The organism is Xanthomonas sp. NCPPB 3442 (assembly GCF_056725145.1).
On sequence record NZ_CM161514.1, the window covers coordinates 4,559,200 to 4,574,208 of the forward strand.

The window sequence follows — 15,009 nt, forward strand, 5'->3', positions numbered from 1 at the left end:
GTTGTTTGCACTGCCGCTTGGCGGTGCCATGGAGCGCTATGCTTGGCTAGCGCATCTGCACTTCGTTTCGGCATGCACGCCGTCGACAATGCGCGGATAATCGCGCGATGTCACTGAAAGCAGATTTGCTGTCGCTACAGCTACAGCCCGTATTCGAGTCCGCGCTCGCCAGGGCCGGTGTGCATGCGCTCACGCCGATCCAGGTCGCGATGATTCCGCCGATGCTGGCCGCACGCGACCTGATCGCCACCGCGCAGACCGGCTCGGGCAAGACCCTGGCATATGCCTTGCCGCTGCTGCAGCAGCGCTTGCAGGCGCCGGAACAGGCGCCGCGCGTGCTGGGCGGGCTGATCCTGGTACCGACGCGTGAGCTGGTCGCGCAGGTCGCGCAGACCCTGCTGTCGCTGGCCGCCGCCTTGCCGCGACGGCTGAAGATCGTCGCCGCCACCGGCGGTGAAGCCATCAATCCGCAGCTGATGGCCTTGCGCGGTGGCGCCGACATCGTCATCGCCACCCCGGGGCGGCTGCTGGACCTGGTGACGCACAATGCGCTGGGCCTCTCGCAGGTAAGCACGCTGGTGCTGGACGAAGCCGATCGCCTGCTCGACCTGGGCTTTGGCACCGAGCTCGATCGCATCCTGGCCTTGCTGCCGGCGCAGCGGCAAAGCGTGCTGGTCTCGGCCACCTTCCCAGCCGCCATCGCGTCGCTGGCCAAGCGTCGCCTGCGCGATCCGTTGCGCATCACCCTCGACGCCACGCCCGAACAGGCACCGGCGATCGCGCAACGCGCCATCGCAGTGGATGCCGGCCAACGTACGCAGCTGCTGCGTCACCTGCTGCTGGAATACGGATGGCCGCAACTGCTGGTCTTCGTCGCCAGCCGCCACAGCGCCGACAAGGTTGCCGAGAAACTGAGCAAGACCGGCATCGCCGCCTTGCCGCTGCACGGCGAATTGAGCCAGGGCCGCCGCGAACGCACGCTGCGCGCCTTCAAACAGGCGGACGTGCAGGTGCTGGTGGCCACCGACCTGGCCGGGCGCGGCATCGACATCGACGCCTTGCCGGCCGTGCTTAATTACGACCTGCCCCGCTCCACTGTCGACTACACCCACCGCATCGGCCGCACCGCACGCGCCGGTGCCAGCGGCGTGGCGATCAGCTTCGTCACGGCAGACAGCGCCCAGCAGTGGCGGCTGATCGAAAAACGCCAGGGCCTGCGCGTGCCGACCAGCGTGATCGAAGGGTTCGAGCCAACCCCGGTCCAGGCGCCTGCCCCCGACCATGCGCCCGGCGCAGCGGTGCGTGCAGCGGATGACAACGGCGGCATCAAGGGCAAGCGGCCGAGCAAGAAAGACAAATTACGCGCCGCGGCGCAGGCGCAGGCTGGCAAGCCGGGCTGAGAGTAGCGAACGCATCGTCGCAAGCAGTCCTAGCACCGGCGCGTGATGACTGCGCCCACACCGCCGCACTGCAGCGCGGGCTGGCCTGGCAACCGCGCGCCTCGGCAGCCGAACGCGCTCAGCATGCCTAAGCCGCAACCGCCCAGCAAACGCTCTGGCGCAACAGCGTCGGCCAGCCACGGCCCGCTCGAACCGCTGCGTCCGAGCGGTAAGTATCCGCTACCAAGCACCAGCAGGGTTGGCCGGTGGCAGCGTCCCCGTCGCTTCGCCAATAAGGACGCTCGCCAGCGTCAAGTCCCCGCAGGCCTCCTGCACCCCTGCCAGTTGCCATCCACAACGCGCGAGGCCTGGCTCGTCCATGCGATACGGTCGACATTCCGCCAGCAACTGCTCGTCCCGCAGCGGTGCGCCGCCGACGGGACGACGATCAAACCTCAGTCCTGCTCGAAATCCAGTTCGCCATCACCGAACGCATGATCGCTCTGCGCGCGTGGCGTGCGCTTGCCCGGCTTGCGCAGGATTTCGACGAAGAACTGCTCGCCACCGTCGGCGACGAGTGCGTTGATCGAGCGGATCAGCTCGGCCGGCGGCAGTGCCACGGCACTGGCTTCATCCACACCGAAGCGCATCTCGAAGTCCCAGTAGTCCGCGCCAGCCGGCAGCTCCTTGCGGCGCTCGCGGCGGATGTACTTGCGGATATCGTGCTTGCTGGATTCCAGCAGACGATCGCGGTTCTTGCCTTCGAGGTTGAGCTGGTAGGTCTTGCGCATGGCGACATCGGTGGTGGGGACTGGCCGCCTATTGTGAGGCCAAGGCGGCATCCTCGGTGAATCCAGCATCAAGTGGCGCTGCAGAACCGCCAAATGGCGGCATGCGCGCCTGGACTGACGCAATCGCGCCGTACGGCCCAACCCCTGCGTTCCCGGCCGCATCGACGCCCTGACGCATCTCACCGCAGCCCGAGCTGCTTGCGCAGGCTGCCGTCCACCGCGCTGGCGGGCAGGAACCGGCGCAGCTTGCTCAGCAGTGATGCCTGCCCGGCGGGTGTGCGGCGCATGCGCCACCTGCCCAGCGCCGCCTCCACCACGGTGGCGGCCACGCCATGCGGTTCCGGCGCGGTGTCGATACTGTGCGTGACTGCCCGCGCCACCACGCCACGCTCGCGGTCGTAATCGGCAATGGTGGCCTGCACCACCGGCGAATTGCTGCCCAGGCTGGTCTTCGTATACGCAGGCTCCACCAGCGTCACGCGAATGCCGAATTGACGCAGCTCGTGATCCAGCGTTTCCGACAGCCCTTCCACCGCATGTTTGGAGGCGGCATACACACCCATGTACGGCGCCGGCAGGAACCCCAGCACCGAGCTGACATTGACGATGCGGCCCTGGCCGCGTGCGCGCATCTGCGGCAGCACGGCCTGCACGGTGCGCAGGATGCCGAGTAGGTTGATGTCGAATAATGCGGCCGCTTCGTCGACGCTGGTTTCTTCAATGGCACCGACAAGATTGGTGCCTGCGTTGTTGACCAGTACATCGATGCGGCCCGCGCGGGTGATGATGCCATCGGCCGCACGCTGCACCGAAGCGGCATCGCGGATATCCATTTCCACCAGCTCCACGGCCGTCAACGGTGTGGCACCGGCCAGGTGACGCACGCTGCCGTAAACGATGCAGCCGGCTCGGGCGAAGTGTTCTGCGGCGGCACGGCCAATGCCGGACGACACGCCCGTGATCAGCACAACGGTCTGCTGTTGCATTGCGGTTCCTTCAATCAAGAGAAAGACATCGGCGATACGCGTGCGGCCTGCAGGGCATGCGTTCGGAAGGTGGTGACGATGGCGCACGACATTGCGCTGCGACGGCACCGTGGCCACCGTCGCAGAAGTGCTTCATGCAGGCCGGGCAATGTCCGGTGCGTTATTCCCTTTGCCGGGATCGGGCCGGATCTTGAACCAGATCGAATACATCGCCGGCAGGAACACCAGGGTCAACACGGTGCCGGCCAACGTGCCGCCGATCAGCGTGTAGGCCAAGGTGCCCCAGAACACGGAATGGGTGAGTGGAATGAATGCCAGGATCGCCGCCAGTGCCGTCAAAATCACCGGACGCGCACGCTGCACGGTGGCTTCCACCAACGCATGGAACGGATCCAGACCCTCGGCTTCGTTGTGATGGATCTGTCCGATCAGGATCAGCGTGTTGCGCATCAGGATGCCCGACAGCGCAATCAATCCCACCAGCGCATTGATGCCGAACGGCTGCTGGAACAGGATCAAGGTCGGCACCACGCCGATCAGGCCGAGCGGGCTGGTCAGAAACACCATCACCATCGCCGAGATCGAGCGCACCTGCAGGATGATGATGAGCAACGTGGCCGCCAGCATGATGGGGAACAGCGGCAGCATCGCGGCGGTGGCCTTGCCGGACTCCTCGATGGAGCCGGCCTCCTTGATCTGATATCCGCTGGGCAGTTTGTCGATGATCGGCTGCAGCTGCCTGGTGATCGCAGCCGAGACATCCGGCGGCTGCAGCGTGTCGTCGACATCGCCGCCCACCGTGATGGTCGGCACGCGATCGCGGCGCCGCATGACCGGCTCTTCCATCCGCACATCCACCTTACCTACCTGCGACAGCGGGACGCGTTGGCCGTTGCCGCCGGCCAGGGTGAAGTCGGCGATGCGTGCCGGATCCAGACGGGTATCGCCGGCCCGACGTCCCCCCGCTCTGAGTAGCGGCCGGGTTTAGAGTCCGGGGTTGATGATATCGGTGTTGGCCAGCTGTTGGGCATACGCAGATGGCGTCATGCCGCCAATGGCCTTCTTGGGTCGCTCCTCGTTGTATTCGCGTCGCCAGCGTTCGATCTCGGTACGCGCATGCAGCAGGGTTGGGAACCAGTGCTCGTTGAGGCATTCGTCGCGCAGCCGGCCATTGAACGATTCGACGTAGGCGTTCTGGTTTGGCTTGCCAGGCTGGATCAGCCGTAACTGCACGCCACGCGCATGTGCCCAGGCCACCATCGCTTTGCCGCAAAACTCCTTGCCGTTATCTGTGCGGATCACCTGTGGCAAGCCGCGACTGTGCGCCAGCCGATCCAGCACGCGTGTCACGCCATGGCCCGAGATTGCGCGCTCCACCTCGATGGCGATCGCTTCGTGGGTTGCATCGTCCACGATCACCAGACACTTGATCACTCGGCCTTCGGCGCTGCGGTCGAACACGAAATCCATCGACCACACCTGATTGGCCTGCGATGGCCGCAGCAGCGGCTGACGCTCTCCTATCAGCACCTTTTTGCGCTTGCGGCGCCGGACCTGCAGCTGCTGCTCGCGGTACAACCGCTCCACACGCTTGTAGTTCACGATGCGTCCTTCCTGTCGTAATTTGAGATAGATCATCCCCACACCATAACGGCGATGGCGATGCGCCAACGCACAGATGCGTTCGCGCAGTGCGACGTTGCGATCTTCGCGCGGGCAATATCGCAGCGCACTGGCGCTCATGCCGATCACTGCCAACGCACGACGCTCGCTGGCACCACGCCCGATCCACTCGCGCACCAGCATGCGACGCGCCGGTGCGCTCACCACTTTTTTCGCAGTGCATCCTTGATCAGGTCGTTCTCGAACAGCTGCTCGGCCAGCAACTTCTTCAGCCGCGCGTTCTCGGACTCAAGGTCCTTGAGCCGCTTGGCATCGGGCACGCTCATCCCGCCGAACTTGCTGCGCCACAGATAATAGGAAGCCTCGCTGAAGCCATGCCGCCGGCACAGGTCCTTGATCGCCACACCGGCATCAGCTTCGCGCAGGAAGCCGATGATCTGTTCTTCAGAAAAACGCTTCTTCACGTCCAATCTCCTCGAGTTAGGGAATTGGACTCCAAACTGAGGTGCTACTCAAAATCGGGGGGGCGTCGGGCCGACCGCGCCACCACCTGCACGCTGCGGATATCCTCGCGCACCAGCGTGGTCGGCACGCCGCTGAGCAGGAACTGCAACTGCTGGGCGACCGCGGCCGAGGTCAGCCCCACCGCCTGCAGGCGATCCTGGTCCAGGCTGAAATGCAGGGTCGGTGTGCGCACGCCCCAGTCGGTATTGACGGTGCGCAGCATCGGGCTGTCCTGCATCACCTGCATGACCTGCGCAGCGATGCCGCGCAGCACCGTCGGGTCCGGGCCGCTCACCCGGTAGGCGACCGGAAACTTCGAATACGGGCCGAAGGTCAATTGCGTCACGCGCACGCGCGCTTCCGGTGCCAGGCCTTGCGCGATCGCCTCACGCAAGCGCAGCTTCAACGCATCGCGCTCGTGCTGGTCGTCGGTGCGCACCACGATCTTGGCGAACGATGGGTCCGGCAGTTCCGGACCCATCGCCAGGAAAAAGCGCGGCGCGCCCTGACCGATGTAGGCGGTCACGATCTTTGCTTCCTTCTGCTTGGACAGCCAGTCTTCCACCTTGGCGGCCGCCGTGCTGGTCTGGTTGATCGAGGTGCCGTACGGCAGCTGCACTTCCACCAGCACTTCGGGCCGGTCGGAGATCGGGAAGAACTGCTTCTTGACCATGCCCATGCCCACGACCGCCAGCACGAACAGCCCCACCACGGACCCTGCGACCAGCCACTTGCGGGCAATGACGCGACCCAGCGCCTGGCGGAAGCGGTTGTAGCGCGGCGTGTTGTAGATCGCTGCGTGGCCGCCTTCGACTTTCTTCAGGTCGGGAAGCATCTTCACGCCCAGATACGGCGTGAACACCACCGCTACCACCCACGACACGATCAACGCAATGCCCACGATCCAGAACATGTTGCTGGTGTATTCGCCGGCAGTGGAAGCAGCAAATCCGTTCGGCATGAAGCCCACCGCGGTGACCAGGGTGCCGGACAACATCGGTGCGGCGGTGTGGCTCCAGGCATACGCCGAGGCGGCAACGCGGCTATAGCCTTCTTCCATCTTCACCACCATCATCTCGATGGCGATGATGGCATCGTCGACCAGCAAGCCCAGCGCCAGGATCAACGAGCCCAGCGTGATTCGGTCGAAATTCTTGCCCGTCGCCAGCATCACCACGAACACTGCTGCCAGCGTCAGCGGCACGGCTGCCGCCACCACGATGCCCACGCGCCAGCCCATGCTGACGAAGCACACCAGCATCACCACCAGCAACGCGACGAAGAACTTGGTCATGAACTCGCCGACCGACGCATCGATGTTGACGGCCTGGTCGGTGACCTTGCTCAGACGCATGCCCAGCGGCAGTTCGGCATTGATCGCCCCCACTTCGGCGTCGAGCGATTTGCCCAGATCCAGGCCATTCCAGCCATCGCGCATGATGATGCCCAGCAACAATGCCGGTTCGCCGCCGCTGCGGATCATGAAGGTGGACGGATCTTCGTAGCCGCGTTTGACGGTGGCGATATCGGACAATTTCAGCGTGCGGCCCTGCACGACCAACGGGGTGTCGCGGATCTTCTGCAGGCTGTCGAGCGCGCCATCCAGGCGAATGAACACCTGTGGCCCGCGCGTTTCCACCGAGCCGGCCGCATTCAACGCGTTTTGCGCGTTGAGTGCGGCAAACACGTCCTGCGGACTGACTCCCAGCGTGGCCAGACGCTCATGCGAGAACTCGACAAAGATGCGCTCGGGTTGCTCGCCGATGATGTTGACCTTCTTGACGCCCGGCACGTGCAGGATGCGCTGGCGCAGGGTCTCGGCATCGCGTGCCAGCAGGCGCTGCGGCTCGCCCTTTGCCTTGAGCGCGAACAGCGCAAAGGTGACGTCGGCATATTCGTCGTTGATCAGCGGCCCGATCACGCCGGCCGGCAAGTTGGCCACTTCATCGCCGGCCTTCTTGCGCGCCTGGTAGAACTGCTCCTGCACCTCCCCAGGCGGGGTACTGTCCATCAAGGTCAGCGTCGTAAACGCAAGACCCGGACGCGTGTAGGTTTCGGTACGGTCGTACCAGCGCAATTCCTGCATGCGCTTTTCGAGTTTCTCGGCCACCTGGTCCTGCATTTCCTGCGGCGTGGCACCGGGCCAGGCGGTCACGATCGTCATCACCTTGATGGTGAATGCCGGGTCTTCGGCACGACCGAGCTTGAGAAACGCCACCAAGCCGGCCAGCGAGATCAGGAAGATCAGAAACAGCGTGATGGAGCGCTCGCGCACGGCAAGCGCCGAGAGATTGAACCGGCCCTCGCTCACGGCTGCGCTCCTGCCGCCTTGGCGGTGCTGCCAGCAGTGGCCGCGCTGCTACCGGCCACGCCTTCGCCGGCAATGCGTACCTGCTCGCCTTCGCGCAACAGATGCGCCCCCAACGCCACGATGCGCTCGCCGCGTGCCAGCTTGCCGGCCACGTTGGCGTGGTCATCGTCCAGGCCCAGCACCGTCACCGGCCGCCAGCTCACCCTGGTCGGGTTGCCGGCAATCACCCACACGCCCGGCCCCTTGCCGGCGTCGAACAGCGCGGCCAGCGGTACCTGCAGGCCGGCCTGGTTCCCGGAAGCGGTGCCGCCGGGGACGCGCACGCTGACCGTGGTGCCGAGCGGTGCCTGTGCGAGCGCGCCGTCCAGCACGTAGCGTGCCTCGAAGGTGCGGGTGAGCCGGTCGGCGCTCTCGGACAGCTGGCGCAAGGTGGCCGGCACGGTGACGGCGGCGTTGCCGAACAGCGTGGCTTGGGCCACCGAGCCGACCTGCGGGCGCAGGGTTTCCGGCAGCTGGATCACCGCTTCGCGCGGGCCGGCGTGCGCCAGCCGCACCACCGGCTGCCCGGCCGCAACCACCTGGCCCGGCTCGACCAGCGTTTCCATCACCACGCCGTCGGCGTCGGCCACCAGGTCGGTGTAGCGGTTGGCGTTGCGCGCCACGTCAGCCTGGGCCTGGGCGGCGCTCAGCTGCGCCCTGGCCGCATCGGCGGCGGCCTTGATCTGGTCGTAGGCCGAAGCCGAGATGGCGCCGGTACCGCGCAGGTCGCGGTACCGGGCTTCATCTTCGGCGGTCTGCTGCGCCCGGGCGCGCGCGGCGGCCACCGTGTCCTGCTGCGCACGCGCAGCCAGTTGCAGATCCACCGGGTCGATACGCATCAGCGGTTGCCCGCGCTTGACGCTCTGCCCGGCATCGACCAGCCGCTCGGACACCTTGCCGGCCACCCGGAACCCCAGGTCGCTCTGCACGCGCGCCGCTACCGTGCCGGAGAAGGTGCGCACCGCAGCGCTGGCATCGCCAGCCGTGGCAACCCGCACCCGCGGCGCGGCGGTCCGTGGATCGGGCTGCGCCTTGCCGCCGCAGGCGCTCAGCGCCAGCGGCAAGACACAGAGGAAGGTAAAGGCGACAAGGCGGCGGCGACGCATGGCAATCCCGGAGCGATCGGATGAAGGCTCGCATCCTGAGACTTGTGACTAAATCAGTCAATAGTCACAAACAATTTTTTACGGCGACAGGCTTCGCAATACCAGGCTGGACAACAGCAGCGGCACGTCGCCGGCATGATCCAGGCTGTGCTGCAGCAGCACCGGATTGATGTAGGGGCGCATCACCAGATAGGTGGCCTGGGTCAGTTCGTCCAGCGGCGTCTTGCGCTCGAAGTCACCGTTCTGGCGCCCTTGCACCAGGATGTCCTGCAGCAGTGCCTGGATGTGGCCCTCGTACGCAATGACGGGCGGCCAGCGCTCGGTCGCGGCCGACGTGGCGATCTCGTACAACTTGCGCTCGCGCGAGTACAGCCGCAGGCTCGCCTCGATAATCGCCTTGAAAAGGCTACGCAATTTCTCTGGCGGCGACGCCGCGGCAGACACCGCAGCCAGCACCTCGGCCTCGATCTCCCCCAGGCAATGCGAGCAGATCATCTCGCCGATGGCCTGCTTGGATTCGAAGAACTTGTAGATGTAGGCCTTGGAAAAACCGATCTCCCTTGCCAGGTCGGACACGGCCGTCTTTTCGTAGCCGTAGCGGCTGAAATGCTCGGTGGCGGCCACCACGATCTGGTCGCGGACATCATGGTCGGCCGGGCCGCGGCCCGACACGGGATAGTTGGATGCTTTGCTCATCGCGACAGCTTAGCGCCGTCGCTGCCGACTTACAAAAGTGACTATTTCGTATTATAGTCACTCACCACTTGTCATTCCGGCCCCGCACATGTCGTCACTCCGCACCCTCGCAGTGTTCGTTGCCGCCAGCCTCGTCACAGGTTGCGCGGTTGGTCCCGACTACGCCCGGCCGGAGGTGCCGCTGCCGGACCGCTACATCGGCCAGGCGGATATCGCGCAGCGCCAGGCCGCAGTGCCAGCCGACCTGTCGACCTGGTGGGACGGCTTCAACGATCCCGACCTGAGCCGCTACATCAATGCGGCGCTGGCGCAAAACCTGGACCTGGCCCAGGCCGGCGCACGCGTGGCCCAGGCGCGCGCCGGGCTGACCGCCGCCACTGCCGCGCTGCTACCGGCGGGCAACGTGAGCGGCAGCGCCACGCGTGCCTACCAATCGCTGGAAACCCCACTGGGCCAGGTGCTCAACAGCACGCCCAACTTCGACCGCCATGCCAGCGTGTACGAAGCCAACCTGGGCGCCAGCTGGGAGCTGGATCTGTTCGGGGGCCTGCGCCGCGGCCGCCAGGCGGCCTTGGCCGACTACCAGGCCACCGAAGCAGGTGCTGCTGCCACCCGTCTGGCGGTGGCCGCACAGACCGCCGATATCTACATCAGCATCCGCGGCCTCCAGGCGCGGCTGGACGTGGCGCAGCGCCAGGTCGCCACCCAGCAAGGGCTGGTTTCGATGGTGACGCTGCTCCACCGCAAAGGCCTTGCCGCCGAACTGCAGTTGCAGCAGGCCCAGGGCGCACTCGCGCAGGCGCAGGCCGGCGTGCCGCCTCTGGAAGCCGGCCTGGTTGCGGCAATGAACGCGCTGGACGTGATGCTTGGCGTGCCGCCCGGCACGCACCGTGCCGAGCTGTCGGCGACCAAACCCATTCCGCCAGCCCCCCAGATCGCCGACAGCGGCACCCCCGGCGACCTGCTACGGCGCCGGCCCGACCTGATCGTGGCCGAGCGTCGGCTGGCCGCCTCCAATGCGCGTATCGGCGTGGCGATGGCCGAGTACTACCCCAAGTTTTCGCTGAGCGGCCTGCTTGGCAGCGCCACCGCCATCTCCGGTGCGAACCTGTTTACCGGCGACGCCGCGCAGTCGTCCGGCGTACTCGGCCTGCGCTGGCGGCTGTTCGACTTCGGCCGCATCAACGCACAGATCGCACAGGCCAAAGGCCAGCAAGCCGAACAATTGGCGGCTTATCGCCTTGCGGTATTGCGCGCCACCGAAGACGTCGAAAACGCATTCACCGCACTGATCAAACGCGAGCAGCAGGCAGCGGTGCTGACGCAGGGCGTGGATGCACTCGGCAAGGCACGCGGCGCCTCTGCGCTGGCCTACGAAAAAGGCACGGTGAGCCTGATCGAAGTGCTCAACGCCGACGACAGCCTGCTACGCGCCTCCGACGCGCAGGTGCAGGCGCGTACCGACGCGGCGCGCAGCGCGGTTGCGACCTTCAAGGCGCTGGGCGGCGGTTGGCAGGCCGGCGGTGCGGGTCCTGCTGCGATCGCTGTCGCCGTGGACAGCAACCGTCACCAAGACGACACGACAGCAACTAAGTGAATGACACGCCACGCTGACGTTGATGGGCGTCTGCGCAGGTGGCACGCCACCGCTACCGATGTCGCCGGCTACACGCAACCGCAAGAGCTGGCCGACAGGGTCAGCAAACGGCTTGTCAGCCGTACTCAATCGGCATGGAAGCGCACGCCTGCATTGATCTTGCATTGATACGCCAGCACCGGCCCGCGTTGCTGCAGGCCCGGCAAGTCGTACATGTAGGTGGTGAAGCGCAGCGTGTCATCCGGGCGCAGCTGGTAGCGCATGAATTGCTGGATCGGTTTGCCGTCGTTGGCCACGGTGAAATGCGCATCGGAAAAGGCCACGGTACCGTCGGCGGTGATGCGATAGGCATCGATGTGGCGGCCGCCGCGGGTCTGGGTGGCCGGCGTGCCTTCTTCGGGCGTGCAACGTGCAAGGTCGGTGCTCACACTGACGTCGTAGCCGGCGTCCAGGGCAGCGAGAACTTCGGCGCGGTTGTTCAGCGATTCGGTGGCCAGGGCAGGCAGCGCACACGCGCACAGCGTGGCGAACAGCGCGGCAGGAACAAGACGTGGCATGGCGGACTCCAGGCGGGGAAATGGATGCGACGGCCTGGGCTTGCATGCGCCCAGGACCGCCAACATGACCCACTTCGGCCTGCATGAGCACGCGGCACTACGCATCGCGCGGCATGAGTGCGCTCGCCGGCGGACGCCGCGCACAGATCCAGAGGTCGGCCATCACTGCGCATGCGCGGGCGGCGCGATGCGCAGGTCAAGATCGTCAAAGATCTCGTCAATTACCACATCTACAACCGCGCGTTGACCTCGCGCGGCACGTGCTCGGGCGTGGGCTGTAATGCCGGCGTTGCGCCCAGCAACAAGCGGTCGGCCAATGCACGCGTGGCCACGCGCAACTCGGGCACGGCGGTGATTTCCCAGTAACGCCCCCGCAAGAGCGGCCCGACGCAATACAGTCCCGGCACGATCTGACCGGCGCTGTCACGGACGCGCAACTGCGCATCGGTGTCCACGCCCAGGCCCAAGGGATCGGCCCGCAACAGACCGGCTTCGCGCATGCCGGCGATCAAGGGATCGCTGGTGCGATCGATGTCGGTATCCAGCCCGGTAGCGCGAATTACCGCATCGTAATGACCGGTCTGCGCGTCGGCAGCACCACGCGGGCGGATCACCGCCTCTACGCCATCTGGCACCCAGCGCGCCCGCAGCAAGCGCGCAGAGACGATCTGCAACTGGCCCGATGCCTGCAACTGCGCCAGCTGTTCGGCCGCACCGGGCGCCACGCGATGGCGCGCCACTTCCCAGTACGGGCGCAGGTGCCGCAAAAAGCGTGCACGCTGGGGAAGTTCCAGGCGCTGCCACAGCGGCTGCAAATGCGGGCGCAGCGCATCCACCACGCGACGCCAATCGTCGACCACCGCACTGAGCTGACGCACTCCGCGCAGCAGGCCGCGCAGGTCGGCGTCCTTGAGCGCACGCTGCAGATGCGGCGGCAATTCCAATGGCGCGCCGGGCTGGCGCAGATGCGCCTGCGGTGCCAGCCCGCGCCGCGAAATCGCCAGCAGGCGGCCGCGATGCCCGCGCGTGTGCAAGGTCAGCGCCACGTCCACCATGGTCAACCCGGTACCGACGATCAGCACATCGTCGTCCGGCGACAGCCGCGCCAATGCGTCGCCCTGCCACGGCCACCCGATGTAACGCGGATGCACGCTCAAGCGCGGGCCGATACCCGCCAGCGCCTGCGGTTGCAGTGCGCCGACCGCCAGTACCACGCGATCGCTCTGGAAGGCATCGCCATTGGCCAGAAACACACGAAACCCCTTGCGCACGCGCTCCACCGCCACAGCTTCCTGCGATAACCGCATGACCGACGCCTGCGCACCGCTCACTGCTGCATCCAGTTCGCTACGCAGATAGTCGCCATAGGCCAGCCGCGGCAGGAATTCCAGCCGCCCGCTCTCGCCCAGGTGCAGGGTGTCGGCGAACGCGCCGGGGGCCTGCGCGTCGATGCCCAGATCCTTGGCACGCACGTTGAGCAGATGCTCTGGCCGCGCTGCGCCGTAGGCGATCCCGCTTCCAAAGGTGTCGGCCACGCCGACCAGGGTGATGCGTACCTGCGCATCGGCCGTCTGCGCCAGCGCACGGACCAGCGCGGTGCCGCAGAAGCCGGCGCCGATCACGGTGATATGGGTTTCCATGTGCAAATTCCGCTTGATGACCCGCAAGTTGTGCCCGCAGCGCGCCGCCGATGTGTAAACGTTTGGTTAGCGCCGGGCAAGCAAAAACGCATAAGCTGATCGCCGGCAGTGATGAGGCAGGCGGGGCATGCAACGCCGATCGTCCATGGCAGCGATATGACAGCGGTCGCCACCATATGTAGTGGTGCCGCGTGCGTTTGCGCATGTCTGTTTTCTGCGGCGCTGCGCAATTTGGCGATGCAAACGGCTGAGGCCAATGGTCCGGTGCAGCGCAAACATGCAGGGCGATCGTCGTCCGTGCCGCACTTGCGATACGCGTGGCGACCCCGTGGCGCGCGGCTATCGGATAATACGGCCATCCAAACCGAGCAGCCGCCATGTCAAACACCGCAGTTCGTCCGCAACGCGTGCTGATCGCTGGCGGCAGCCGTGGCATTGGTCTGGCGATCGCAGAAGGCTTCGTGCGTCATGGCGCGCAGGTTTCGATCTGCGCACGCAATGCCGCCGGTCTTGCACACGCTGCAGACGCACTGGCGGCGCATGGCACCCCGGTGCACACACTGCCTTGCGACCTGGCAGACGCCACGCAGATCGATGCCTACGTCCACGCTGCAGCACAAGCGCTGGATGGGCTGGACGTGGTCATCAACAACGCTTCCGGCTTTGGCCATGGCAACGACGATGCAAGCTGGCAGGCCGGACTGGATGTCGACCTGATGGCCGCGGTGCGCTGCAACCGCGCCGCGCTGCCGTATTTGCGCCGCAGCGCGGCTGCGGTGATCCTCAACATCAGCTCGATCAACGCGCAACGCCCTACCCCACGCGCGATTGCCTATTCCACCGCCAAGGCGGCACTCAACTATTACACCACCACCCTGGCTGCAGAACTGGCGCGCGAGCGCATCCGCGTCAATGCAATCTCGCCTGGATCGATCGAATTTCCCGATGGACTATGGGACACGCGCAGCCGCGAGGAGCCGGAACTATACGCGCGCATCCGCGACAGCATCCCGTTCGGTGGCTTCGGACAGGTGCAGCATGTTGCCGATGCGGCCTTGTTCCTGGCATCGCCGCAGGCGAGTTGGATCACCGGGCAAGTGCTGGCGGTGGATGGTGGGCAGTCGTTGGGGTGAGCCTCGTCCACTGCTCGAAGAGCAACAATTCGCCAATGCAAACTAGCACCCATTAAGATAGGTCGAAATAATTCCTCGACTCACACACGCAGTTCATAATGAATCGGACTAAAAATAATTTTTAGCCAAAACATATCAAAGCCTTGCCAATTTCCACATAGCTCATATTCGATCCGACGATCGACGCTATCTGCAGGCCAGCACCAGAGTGGTAGCATCAGCTCGAATATATCACTACCGAAGGAGCAGCAGTGATTTTTCATGCAAACGATCTTAGCCTTACAACATCGGATGGCAATTTCGCAAATAAAACCTCGCCACAGAGGCATTTGCTTACCCACAAAACCCCATTATAACTCTATAAGAAACTCAATGACTGCATGCCTCATGCTGTAATATAACGTCAAATTCCCAATGACATTTCCGATTCTTTCTTGGTGGGATAATACACTTTTTTCTTGTCAAGTTCGAAAAATAAAGTGCCATGAATACCTTGAGCCAACTTTTTGTCGACTGGATTTTTCCAAACTCTATTTAGTATATTTGTTGCACGCTTTTCACCCACCCGTGAAACAAAGTCACTTATGAACTCAACGTCCTGACCTGAATCTGGAAAAATTTCATGAAAGTCATCAACATTGGCCATA

Annotated in this window: 11 protein-coding genes and 2 pseudogenes; 3 read left to right on the top strand and 10 right to left on the bottom strand. The window is 64.9% G+C overall.

Annotated elements, in window-relative coordinates:
• The first annotated feature begins 107 nt into the window (after window positions 1-107).
• On the top strand, window positions 108-1,400 hold the full coding sequence (locus tag AC1POX_RS19790) for a DEAD/DEAH box helicase (RefSeq protein ID WP_122273377.1): 1,293 nt from the start codon (window positions 108-110) through the stop codon (window positions 1,398-1,400).
• A 434-nt stretch (window positions 1,401-1,834) separates the two neighbouring features.
• On the opposite strand, the gene AC1POX_RS19795 is transcribed toward AC1POX_RS19790, so the two are convergent.
• The 7 genes and pseudogenes from AC1POX_RS19795 to AC1POX_RS19825 form a co-directional block, all read right to left on the bottom strand.
• Complete coding sequence (locus tag AC1POX_RS19795) at window positions 1,835-2,170, bottom strand: DUF6172 family protein (protein WP_008575519.1); 336 nt, start codon at window positions 2,168-2,170, stop codon at window positions 1,835-1,837.
• A 179-nt stretch (window positions 2,171-2,349) separates the two neighbouring features.
• Window positions 2,350-3,273 carry an oxidoreductase gene (locus AC1POX_RS19800; RefSeq protein ID WP_372356505.1) on the bottom strand — a complete coding sequence of 308 codons (924 nt, stop codon included), beginning with the start codon at window positions 3,271-3,273 and terminating at the stop codon, window positions 2,350-2,352.
• A gap of 15 nt (window positions 3,274-3,288) precedes the next feature.
• Window positions 3,289-4,113 (bottom strand): annotated as a pseudogene (locus tag AC1POX_RS19805) (efflux RND transporter permease subunit); the annotation flags it as partial.
• Window positions 4,114-4,140: 27 nt separating this feature from the next.
• Window positions 4,141-5,243, bottom strand: a protein-coding gene (locus AC1POX_RS19810) for an IS3 family transposase (protein WP_126952755.1) whose coding sequence is annotated in 2 segments (ribosomal slippage) — window positions 4,141-4,985 and window positions 4,985-5,243 — 1,104 coding nt in all. Because the reading frame shifts where the segments join, the coding sequence is not laid out codon by codon here.
• Between the two features lie 68 nt (window positions 5,244-5,311).
• A pseudogene (locus AC1POX_RS19815) lies at window positions 5,312-7,594 on the bottom strand (efflux RND transporter permease subunit); the annotation flags it as partial.
• The gene (locus AC1POX_RS19820; protein ID WP_057681070.1) at window positions 7,591-8,739 is read right to left on the bottom strand and encodes an efflux RND transporter periplasmic adaptor subunit; all 1,149 of its coding nucleotides are present in this window, start codon (window positions 8,737-8,739) and stop codon (window positions 7,591-7,593) included. The pseudogene AC1POX_RS19815 and the gene AC1POX_RS19820, both read right to left, overlap by 4 nt.
• A gap of 78 nt (window positions 8,740-8,817) precedes the next feature.
• Window positions 8,818-9,435, bottom strand: a complete 618-nt coding sequence (locus AC1POX_RS19825) for a TetR/AcrR family transcriptional regulator (RefSeq protein ID WP_008575513.1) — start codon at window positions 9,433-9,435, stop codon at window positions 8,818-8,820.
• 88 nt (window positions 9,436-9,523) lie between these two features.
• Between AC1POX_RS19825 and AC1POX_RS19830 the strand changes: the two genes are divergently transcribed.
• A complete protein-coding gene (locus tag AC1POX_RS19830; RefSeq protein ID WP_372356506.1) occupies window positions 9,524-11,032 on the top strand; it encodes an efflux transporter outer membrane subunit in 1,509 nt (502 codons plus the stop codon).
• A gap of 125 nt (window positions 11,033-11,157) precedes the next feature.
• On the opposite strand, the gene AC1POX_RS19835 is transcribed toward AC1POX_RS19830, so the two are convergent.
• Together AC1POX_RS19835 and AC1POX_RS19840 are read right to left on the bottom strand one after the other, a co-directional pair.
• A complete protein-coding gene (locus tag AC1POX_RS19835; protein WP_003486419.1) occupies window positions 11,158-11,589 on the bottom strand; it encodes a VirK family protein in 432 nt (143 codons plus the stop codon).
• 230 nt (window positions 11,590-11,819) lie between these two features.
• Entirely contained in the window at window positions 11,820-13,229 is a 1,410-nt protein-coding gene (locus tag AC1POX_RS19840) for an FAD/NAD(P)-binding protein (protein ID WP_218556611.1), read from the bottom strand.
• A 377-nt stretch (window positions 13,230-13,606) separates the two neighbouring features.
• On the opposite strand from AC1POX_RS19840, the gene AC1POX_RS19845 reads away from it, so the two are divergent.
• Window positions 13,607-14,362, top strand: coding sequence for an SDR family NAD(P)-dependent oxidoreductase (locus tag AC1POX_RS19845; protein ID WP_372356507.1), 756 nt, complete (start codon window positions 13,607-13,609; stop codon window positions 14,360-14,362).
• Between the two features lie 403 nt (window positions 14,363-14,765).
• Here AC1POX_RS19845 and AC1POX_RS19850 read toward each other — a convergent pair whose 3' ends face one another.
• The gene (locus tag AC1POX_RS19850; protein ID WP_207306621.1) at window positions 14,766-15,008 is read right to left on the bottom strand and encodes a hypothetical protein; all 243 of its coding nucleotides are present in this window, start codon (window positions 15,006-15,008) and stop codon (window positions 14,766-14,768) included.
• Window position 15,009 lies beyond the last annotated feature (1 nt).